Annotated in this window: 2 protein-coding genes; one reads left to right on the top strand and one right to left on the bottom strand. The window is 63.4% G+C overall.

Annotated elements, in window-relative coordinates; translation table 11 throughout:
- A partial coding sequence (locus AC1D2E_RS35825) for an AAA family ATPase (protein ID WP_478201789.1) occupies positions 1 to 528 on the bottom strand: 528 nt, incomplete at its 3' end.
- Positions 529 to 658: 130 nt separating this feature from the next.
- Between AC1D2E_RS35825 and AC1D2E_RS35820 the strand changes: the two genes are divergently transcribed.
- Positions 659 to 1,339, top strand: coding sequence for a c-type cytochrome (locus tag AC1D2E_RS35820; RefSeq protein WP_478201788.1), 681 nt, complete (start codon positions 659 to 661; stop codon positions 1,337 to 1,339).
- Positions 1,340 to 1,525 lie beyond the last annotated feature (186 nt).

Below are 1,525 nucleotides of genomic sequence, written 5' to 3'. Positions count from 1 at the left end.
GTAGTGGAAGAAGCAGCGGCGCAGAAAGGCGTCGGGCAGCTCCTTTTCGTTGTTGGAGGTGATGAACACCACCGGCCGGTGCTTGGCGCGGATCAGCTCGCGGGTCTCGTAGCAGTAGAACTCCATGCGGTCGATCTCGCGCAGCAGGTCGTTCGGGAATTCGATGTCGGCCTTGTCGATCTCGTCGATCAGGAGCGCGACCGGCTGGTCGGCCGTGAAGGCCTGCCACAGCACGCCCCTGACGATGTAGTTGTGGATGTCCTTGACGCGCTCGTCGCCCAGTTGCGAATCGCGCAGGCGGCTGACGGCGTCGTATTCGTACAGACCCTGCTGGGCCTTGGTGGTCGACTTGATGTGCCACTGCAACAGCGGGAGATCGAGGGCCTGGGCCACTTCCTCGGCCAGCATCGTCTTGCCGGTGCCGGGCTCGCCCTTGACCAGCAGCGGGCGTTTGAGCGTGATGGCGGCATTGACCGCGAGCATCAGATCCTGAGTGGCAACGTAGTTGTCTGAACCCTTGAATTTCATGGATTGGCTTGAAGCGGAGGGTGGTTGAAAGAACACAACATCGATTCTTCGTCCGCGGGGGCTCCGACGAGCCCCCATATAATCAAATGTTGATTTGAAACAAGTTTCTCCACGAGATTGTGCGCGCAAAATGAACAAGCTGTTGACCACGATGTTTGCCCTCGCTGTCGCCTGCGTGACGGTCTCGGCCCAGGCCCAGAAGATCACCGGCAACGCCGAGGCTGGCGCCAAGAAGACCGCCATGTGCGTCGGCTGCCACGGCATCCTTGGTTACCAAGCCAGTTTCCCGGAGATCCACAAGGTGCCGAAGATCGCCGGCCAGAGCGCCAGCTACATCGTCTCGGCCCTCACGCAGTACAAGGGCGGCGAGCGCAAGCACCCGACCATGCGCGCCATCGCCGACTCGCTGAGCGAGCAGGACATCGCCGATCTCGGCGCCTACTACAGCCAGCTCGGCCTGAAGGAAGGCGACGCACCGCCGGCCACCGCCCCCGCGCCCGGCGACACTGTGCAAGCATTGATCTCGCGCGACAAGGACAACGCCTGCACCAAGTGCCACGGCGCCAACTTCAACACGCCGAATGACGGCACCGTGCCGAAGCTCGCGGGCCAATACGCCGACTACCTGTATGTCGCGCTGAAGTCGTACAAGACCCAGAGCCACACGACGCTCGGCCGTTCCAACGGCGTGATGGGCGGCCAGGCCAAGAAGTACAGCAACCCCGAGATCAAGGAACTCGCCGCCTACATCAGCTCGTTGCCCGGCGAACTGAAGACGGTGCCGGAGTCGCGCTTCCATCACGCCGACTGACCGCATTGCTTTCCCTGACGAAGCCCGCTTTCAGCGGGCTTCGTGCTTTCTGATGCGACTGCACGAGGTGATCAGGCCGGCGCCGGGCCGTCCCAAGGCGGCCTGCGGCCCCCTCGGGGGGGGCAGCGAGTACACGAAGTGACGGAGCGTGGGGGTCAGTCAGGCCGGCGCCGGGCCGTCCCAAGG

This window comes from Variovorax sp. P1_H2, from assembly GCF_056405295.1.
Note: the sequence above shows the minus strand (reverse complement) of the source record. Positions and strands in the feature narration are given on the sequence as shown.